General features: G+C 61.7%; 8 protein-coding genes. All 8 read right to left on the reverse strand.

Annotation, left to right across the window (positions count from 1 at the left end; all coding sequences use genetic code 11):
• Positions 1-382 (reverse strand): sulfite exporter TauE/SafE family protein (locus PMI29_RS16160; protein WP_007997576.1); only part of this gene is annotated, 382 nt, incomplete at its 3' end.
• Positions 375-593 (reverse strand): cbb3-type cytochrome oxidase assembly protein CcoS, encoded by a 219-nt coding sequence (gene ccoS, locus PMI29_RS16155; protein WP_007971444.1) that lies wholly within the window; start codon positions 591-593, stop codon positions 375-377. The genes ccoS and PMI29_RS16160, both read right to left, overlap by 8 nt.
• A gap of 22 nt (positions 594-615) precedes the next feature.
• A complete protein-coding gene (locus tag PMI29_RS16150) occupies positions 616-3066 on the reverse strand; it encodes a heavy metal translocating P-type ATPase (RefSeq protein WP_007997579.1) in 2451 nt (816 codons plus the stop codon).
• A 154-nt stretch (positions 3067-3220) separates the two neighbouring features.
• The gene (locus PMI29_RS16145; RefSeq protein WP_007997581.1) at positions 3221-3760 is read right to left on the reverse strand and encodes a FixH family protein; all 540 of its coding nucleotides are present in this window, start codon (positions 3758-3760) and stop codon (positions 3221-3223) included.
• Between the two features lie 11 nt (positions 3761-3771).
• Positions 3772-5187, reverse strand: a complete 1416-nt coding sequence (ccoG, locus tag PMI29_RS16140) for a cytochrome c oxidase accessory protein CcoG (protein WP_007997583.1) — start codon at positions 5185-5187, stop codon at positions 3772-3774.
• 320 nt (positions 5188-5507) lie between these two features.
• A complete protein-coding gene (ccoP, locus tag PMI29_RS16135; RefSeq protein WP_007997584.1) occupies positions 5508-6485 on the reverse strand; it encodes a cytochrome-c oxidase, cbb3-type subunit III in 978 nt (325 codons plus the stop codon).
• Positions 6482-6667 carry a CcoQ/FixQ family Cbb3-type cytochrome c oxidase assembly chaperone gene (locus PMI29_RS16130; RefSeq protein WP_003175465.1) on the reverse strand — a complete coding sequence of 62 codons (186 nt, stop codon included), beginning with the start codon at positions 6665-6667 and terminating at the stop codon, positions 6482-6484. The genes ccoP and PMI29_RS16130 overlap by 4 nt, the downstream gene beginning before the upstream one ends.
• A gap of 5 nt (positions 6668-6672) precedes the next feature.
• Positions 6673-7090, reverse strand: a 418-nt coding sequence (locus PMI29_RS16125; protein ID WP_007922409.1) for a cbb3-type cytochrome c oxidase subunit II, incomplete at its 5' end; no start/stop codon positions are given.

A 7090-nucleotide genomic window follows, 5' to 3' on the forward strand; every position in this document is an offset into this window, starting at 1 on the left:
GCAGCAATCGGTTGGCGACTGGCTGGATATGCCGCCACAAGCCTCGACCGAGGCTTTCGATACGGGTCAGGCCGCTCCACCAGCCGGCCAGGTACAGGCCCATGGCAATCAGCAGCAAGCCGGCGAGGATGCGCAGGAACATCGCCGCCGGGCTGCTGGCCACGGCCCATCCTGCCAGGCCGATCAGCAGTCCGGCGCAGGCATAGCTCAGAATCCGTCCCAGGTTGTAGGCCAGCAGCAGGCGAAAGCGGCGGCTGCGTTGTTCCTTGGGAATCGCCAGGGTCAGCGCGCCCATCAAGCCGCCGCACATGCCCAGGCAATGGCCGCCGCCGAGCAAGCCGAGGATCACCGCAGACACCAGCAGTGGCGCCAATTCAAGCATGGGGCGGTGCCTTGTCTTGCGGCTTGGCCGGTTGGCCGCTGGCCTCATCGACGGCGGCGGTGTGGTTCGGGTCCTGGTCGTCGAACAGGATGCTGTGGGCCGGGCCGTCGAGGTCGTCGTACTGACCGCTGTCGACCGCCCAGAAGAAGATATAGACAGCGATGGCCACGATCAGCAGCGCAGCGGGAATCATCACGTAAAGAGCTGGCATCTGAACTCCATGTCCGCGCGGCTCAGGCCGGCAGCGGGCGGGTTTCTGGCGTGGTGGAGAGGGCGGGCGCGCTCGGCATTCGAGTCAGGCGCAGGGCGTTCAACACCACGGTCAACGAACTGATCGACATGCCCACCGCAGCCCAGACCGGGGTAATCCAGCCGAGGGCGGCGAAGGGCAACATGAGGCCATTGTACAACCCGGCCCACAACAGGTTCTCGATAATCACCCGACGGGTGCGCCGTGCCAGGCTGAAGGCTTGCACCAGGGCGTCGAGGCGGTTGGACAGCAGCACGGCATCGGCACTGGTTTTCGCCAGATCGGTGGCCGAGCCCATGGCGACGCTGATATCCGCAGCCGCCAGCACTGGCACGTCATTGACCCCGTCCCCCAGCATCAACACCTTGCGACCTTCTTTGTGCAGTTGTTGCAGGACTTGCAGTTTATCGTCCGGACGCAAGCCGCCGCGGGCTTCATCGATGCCCAGCTCCGCCGCCACACTGGCGACCATCGGCGAGCTGTCGCCGGATAACAACAGCGTGCGCCAGCCACGCGCCCTGCACGCGGCCAGCAGCTCGGGCGCATCGGCACGCAAACGATCATCGAGGACGAGCCAGGCCAGCGGTCCCTGGCCGTCGCCCAGCAGCAGCCATTGGCCGGCTTCTTCGGGCATCGGCGGCACCGCGGCGCCACTGAGTTCGCAGACGAATCCCGGTTGGCCGATGCGCAGGCGTCGCCCATCCACCAGCCCCTCAAGGCCAAGCCCCGGGGTACTGTGGACTTCTTCGGCTGCCATTGGCGCGCGTCCGAAAGCCCGGGCGATCGGGTGTTCGGAGCGATTTTCCAGGGCGGCGGCGAGGCTCAGGCATTGGTCGTTGTCGAGCGCGCCGAGGGGGCGGATCGAACGCAGCGCCAGGCGCCCTTCGGTGAGGGTGCCGGTCTTGTCGAAAATCACCGTGTCGATCTGGTTCAGGCCTTCCAGCACATGGCCGCGCGTCAGCAGCAGGCCGAGTTTGTGCAAGGTGCCGGTGGCGGCGGTGAGCGCGGTCGGCGTCGCCAGCGACAATGCACACGGGCACGTCGCCACGAGCATCGCCAGCACGATCCAGAACGCCCGCGAGGCATCCAGTTGCCACCACAGCAGGCCAATCGCGGCGGCAGCGATCAGCGAAAACAGCAGGAACCATTGTGCGGCGCGGTCGGCGATTTCCGCCAGGCGCGGCTTTTCGGCCTGAGCACGATCGAGCAGGCGAACGATGGCCGAGAGGCGAGTGTCCTGACCCAGGGCCTGAACCTCGACAGTCAGTGCGCCTTCGACGTTCAGGGTGCCGGCAGTGACCGCATCGCCGAGGGTGCGGGGTTGCGGCAGGTATTCGCCGGTCAGCAGCGACTCGTCGACACTCGACTGACCATCGAGGATCTTGCCGTCAGCCGGAAGAATGGCGCCCGGATGCACCAGTACCTGATCGCCAACACGCAGTTCACTGAGCAGAATGCGTTCGCTCTGGCCGTCAGGCGTCAAGCGCAGGCACGAGGCGGGCAACAGGTTGACCAGTTGCGCAGTCGCGGCGGCCGTGCGCTCGCGGGCGCGCCGTTCCAGATAACGCCCGGCCAGCAGAAACAGGGCAAACATGCCGACGGCATCGAAATACAGTTCGCCGACCCCGGTGATCGAAGTCCAGATCCCGGCAACGTAGGCACTGCCGATGGCCAGCGACACTGAAACGTCCATGGTCAGATGACGGGTGCGCAGATCGCGCATGGCGCCCTTGAAGAACGGCGCGCAGCTGTAGAACACGATCGGGGTGGTGAGGAACAGCGCGACCCAGCGCAGGATGGTGTGCAGTTCGGGGCTGAGGTCGATGTTGAATTCAGGCCAGGTGGCCATGGTTGCCATCATCGCCTGGAACCACAGCAGCCCGGCCACGCCGAGCTGGCGCAGGGCCAGACGGTTTTCGCTGGCCAGTTGTTCGCTGGCGCGGTCGGCCTGATACGGGTGTGCGGCATAACCGATGTGACGCAGTTCGCTGAGGAGATGGCTCAGGGGTAATTGCGCATCGGTCCAGCGCACATGCAGTCGATGGTTGGACAGGTTCAGGCGCGCTTCAGCCACCGCCGGCAAGGTTCGCAGGTGTTTCTCGATCAACCAGCCGCAGGCTGCGCAGCTGATGCCTTCCATCAAGAGTGTGGTTTCGGCGAGCTCGCCTTCGTGGCGAACGAAGGGTTGCTGTACATCGGCACGGTCGTACAGCGCCAGTTCATCCACCAGTTGCACGGGTAGCGTTTCAGGGTTGGCCGAGGCTTCGCTGCGGTGCTGGTAATAGTTTTCCAGACCGCCGGCGACAATGGCTTCGGCCACGGCCTGGCAACCCGGGCAGCAGAATTCGCGGGTTTGCCCCAGGACCGCAGCGGTGAAGCGGCTGCCGGCCGGGACGGGCAGGGCGCAGTGGTAGCAGGGGAGTGGGGTGGTCATGGGATTTTCATTAATGCCGCAGGATCTCTGTCGTCAAGTAGGGCCTCTTCGCGGGCAAGCCCGCTCCCACAGGGATCATTGGTGTACGCAAATTCTGTGCACGACATTGATCAACTGTGGGAGCGAGCTTGCTCGCGATGCGCGAAGCGCTGCTTTATTTCTTCAGGTCTTCGGCACCTTGCAACGGTTCATCACCGAGCAGCAGATCCTTGTCGTGGCTGACCGGTTCTTCTTCGAACATGCGCCAGATGTGGTCGTCCTGAGTGCCGAGCAACTCGACAAAACGCCGGCCTTCGATCTTGTCGCTCAACTGGCCGATGTAGCGGCCCTGTTCGGTTTCGCTACGGTTCAGGGTGATCTTGCGATCCTTTTCCGGCTGGGTCGGCGAGATCAGGTTCAGCTCCAGGGTCCTGGGCTGGCTGTCGCCGCTCAGGCGCAGGTCAACTTCGCCGGTCACGTCATCGAGATGAACGCTGGCGCGCATTTTCAGGTTCTGGGCCAGCAGCTCACGGTCGAGGGAGCGGTTAATGCCTTTGCCGGCTTCGTAGTAGTTGTCGTTGACCAGGTTGTCCGGGTTCTTCACCGCGATGGTCACCATGGACAAGGTCAAGGTCACCGAGCAGGCCAGGATCCCGATGATGATCCACGGCCAGAGGTGCTTGTACCAGGGACTTGCGGCAGTTGCTGCGGGCATGTTCTGTTCTCTCAACGATTTTGTGGGCCGATGAACCGGCTCTTGGCTTCAATGTGGACGCTGTCGTCATCGGCATCCTTGAGGATGAATTTCACCTCGTTGGTACTCGACGGCAGTTTTTCCGGCGCGACGGACAGTTCGGCAGGCTGGCTGACGATCTCGCCGGCCGCGACCTTGATCTCGCGTCGGCCCTGCAATTTGAGATCCGGCAGGCCGGATGCTTCGAGCAGGTAGGTATGGTCGCGCTGGTCCTTGTTCATGATTTTCAGGCTGTAGACGTTTTCGATCCGGCCTTCGGCGTTCTCGCGGTACAGCACGCGGTCTTTGCTGACATCGAAGCCCACCAGCGCACGCATGAAGAATGCCGTCACCAGCAAGCTGATCATTGCCAGCAGCACGATGGCATAGCCAATCAGGCGCGGACGCAGTTTATGGGTTTTCTGCCCGGACAGGTTGTGCTCGGTGGTGTAGCTGATCAGCCCGCGCGGGTATTCCATTTTGTCCATGACGGCATCGCAGGCATCGATGCAGGCGGCGCATCCGATGCATTCGATTTGCAGGCCGTCACGGATGTCGATACCGGTCGGGCAGACCTGGACGCACATGGTGCAGTCGATGCAGTCACCCAGGCCCTGAGCCTTGTAGTCGATGCCTTTTTTACGCGGGCCACGGCTTTCGCCACGGCGCGGGTCGTAGGAAACGATCAGCGTGTCCTTGTCGAACATCACGCTCTGGAAGCGCGCGTACGGGCACATGTAGATGCACACCTGTTCACGCAACCAGCCCGCGTTGCCGTAAGTGGCGAGGGTGAAGAAACCGACCCAGAAGTACGACCAGCCATCCGCTTCGCCGGTAAAGAATTCGATGCTCAGTTCGCGGATCGGCGAGAAGTAGCCGACGAAGGTCATGCCGGTGACGAAACCGATCAACAGCCACAGGCTGTGCTTGCTGAACTTGCGCAGGAACTTGTTGGCGCTCATCGGCGCCTTGTCGAGCTTGATGCGTTGGTTGCGGTCACCTTCGGTGACTTTTTCGCACCACATGAAGATCCAGGTCCAGACGCTTTGCGGGCAGGTATAGCCGCACCAGACCCGTCCGGCGTACACGGTGATGAAGAACAGGCCGAACGCAGCGATGATCAGCATGCCGGACAGCAGGATGAAATCCTGAGGCCAGAAGGTGGCGCCGAAAATGAAGAACTTGCGCTCCGGCAAGTTCCACCAGACGGCCTGATGACCGCCCCAGTTCAGCCACACCGTGCCGAAATACAGCAGGAACAACAGGGCTCCGCCGGTCATCCGCAGATTGCGAAACAGGCCGGTGAAGGCGCGGGTGTAGATTTTTTCTCTGGAGGCGTAGAGGTCGACGCTGTTGTTCGCGTTCCTGGCGGGTGGAGTGACGTCGTGTACCGGAATCTGGTTGCTCATCATTGCATCCCACGGCAGTGGAAAAGTGCCTCGGTCAGTACGTGCCGACCGGGGTCAAAAAGGGGTGTTGCAGTGGCTCAATGATACGCCTGTCGCTCTAGCCTGCGGGTGCGACCTTTGGTCACGTTTGGCAAAATCAATTGATGGTGTAATGACTTGAATCAATTGACTTGAGAATTATGGACGGTTTTCAGGTGCGGGCGGAATCAATTCTCTGATGGCCTGCTCCTGCAGTTTCCCGGGGATGCGTGAAGAACCATAAAAAAGGCCCCGCCAATTCTCATTGGCGGGGCCGTTTTTTATTGCATCAAGCGTTTGCCTTACTCGGCGTCCGCTGCCTTCTCGCCATGAGAAAGGCTGTAGACGTAAGCGGCCAACAAGTGAACCTTGTCGTTACCTTGCAGTTGCTCTTGCGCAGGCATCTGGCCCTGACGGCCGTAACGGATGGTCTGCTGCAGTTGAGCGAAGCTCGAACCGTAGATGAACGCTGCCGGGTGAGTCAGGTTCGGGGCGCCCATCGCTGGCGTGCCTTTGCCTTCCGGACCGTGGCACGCCACGCAGTTGGTAGCGAACAGTTTCTGCCCGGCAACCGGGTCGGCCTTGGTGCCTTCCGGCAGCTTGCGGCCATCGAGGTTGGTCAGGACAAACGCAGCCACGTCGGCCACGCCTTGCTCGCCGATCACTTCAGTCCACGCCGGCATTACTGCATGACGGCCACCCATGATGGTGGTCTTGATGGTTACCGGCTCGCCGCCCCAGCGCCAGTCGGCGTCGGTCAGGTTAGGGAAGCCATAGGCGCCCTTGGCGTCGGAACCATGGCAAACCGAGCAGTTGGAGGCGAACAGACGGCCACCCATCTTCAGGGCTTGCGGGTCCTTGGCCACTTCTTCGATTGGCATGGCGGCGAACTTGGCGAAGATTGGACCGAACTTGGCGTCCGACCTGGCCATTTCCTTTTCCCACTCGTGAACGCCGGTCCAGCCGGTCTGGCCGTTGGCGAACGGGGTCTGCTTCTCGTTGTCGAGGTAGCCGTAACCCGGCAGCAGGCCTTTCCAGTTACCCAGGCCCGGATACAGCGCCAGGTAGCCCAGTGCGAAGATGATGGTGCCCACGAACAGCATGAACCACCATTTCGGCAGCGGGTTGTCGTACTCCTCGATCCCGTCGAAGGAGTGCCCGACTGTCTCGTCCGTCTGCTCTGCGCGCTGGCCCTTACGGGTCGACAGCAGCAGCCAGGTCAGGGAAAAGATCGTACCGAGACTGAGGACTGTGACGTACAGACTCCAGAATGTAGTCATTCTTTGTTACTCCTAGAAGCTTGCTCGACGTGCTTGATGGCTTCGGGATCATCCGCGAAAGGCAGCAAGGTCGCGTCTTCAAACTCCGACTTGCGCTTGGGACTGAACACCCACAGTGCCAGTCCGATGAAGGCCACCATCACGACAACGGTGCCCAGGCCACGAATCATCCCGATATCCATCTAATTCACCGTTTGCTTTTGATGATGGTGCCCAGGCCTTGCAGATAGGCCACCAGCGCGTCCATTTCGGTTTTGCCCTTCACAGCATCCTTGGCACCGGCGATGTCTTCGTCGGTGTAAGGGACGCCGAGCGTGCGCAAGACTTCCATTTTTTTCGCAGTGTCTTTGCCGTCGAGCTTGTTTTCCACGAGGAACGGGTAGGCCGGCATTTTCGACTCAGGCACTACGTTGCGCGGGTTGTACAAGTGCGCACGCTGCCAGTCATCGGAGTAGCGACCGCCGACACGGGCCAGGTCCGGACCGGTACGCTTGGAACCCCACAGGAACGGGTGGTCCCAGACGCTTTCACCGGCGACCGAGTAGTGGCCGTAGCGTTCGGTTTCAGCACGGAACGGACGGATCATCTGCGAGTGGCAGCCGACA

The sequence above is a fragment of the Pseudomonas sp. GM49 genome, from assembly GCF_000282355.1.
In the GTDB taxonomy this organism is placed as follows: Bacteria; Pseudomonadota; Gammaproteobacteria; order Pseudomonadales; family Pseudomonadaceae; genus Aquipseudomonas.

Bases quoted from the DNA above. Each gene is read 5' to 3' on its own strand.
- ccoS (WP_007971444.1), bottom strand. From the start codon at position 593: ATGCCAGCTCTTTACGTGATGATTCCCGCTGCGCTGCTGATCGTGGCC.
- PMI29_RS16150 (WP_007997579.1), bottom strand. From the start codon at position 3,066: ATGACCACCCCACTCCCCTGCTACCACTGCGCCCTGCCCGTCCCGGCC.
- PMI29_RS16145 (WP_007997581.1), bottom strand. From the start codon at position 3,760: ATGCCCGCAGCAACTGCCGCAAGTCCCTGGTACAAGCACCTCTGGCCG.
- ccoG (WP_007997583.1), bottom strand. From the start codon at position 5,187: ATGAGCAACCAGATTCCGGTACACGACGTCACTCCACCCGCCAGGAAC.
- ccoP (WP_007997584.1), bottom strand. From the start codon at position 6,485: ATGACTACATTCTGGAGTCTGTACGTCACAGTCCTCAGTCTCGGTACG.
- PMI29_RS16130 (WP_003175465.1), bottom strand. From the start codon at position 6,667: ATGGATATCGGGATGATTCGTGGCCTGGGCACCGTTGTCGTGATGGTG.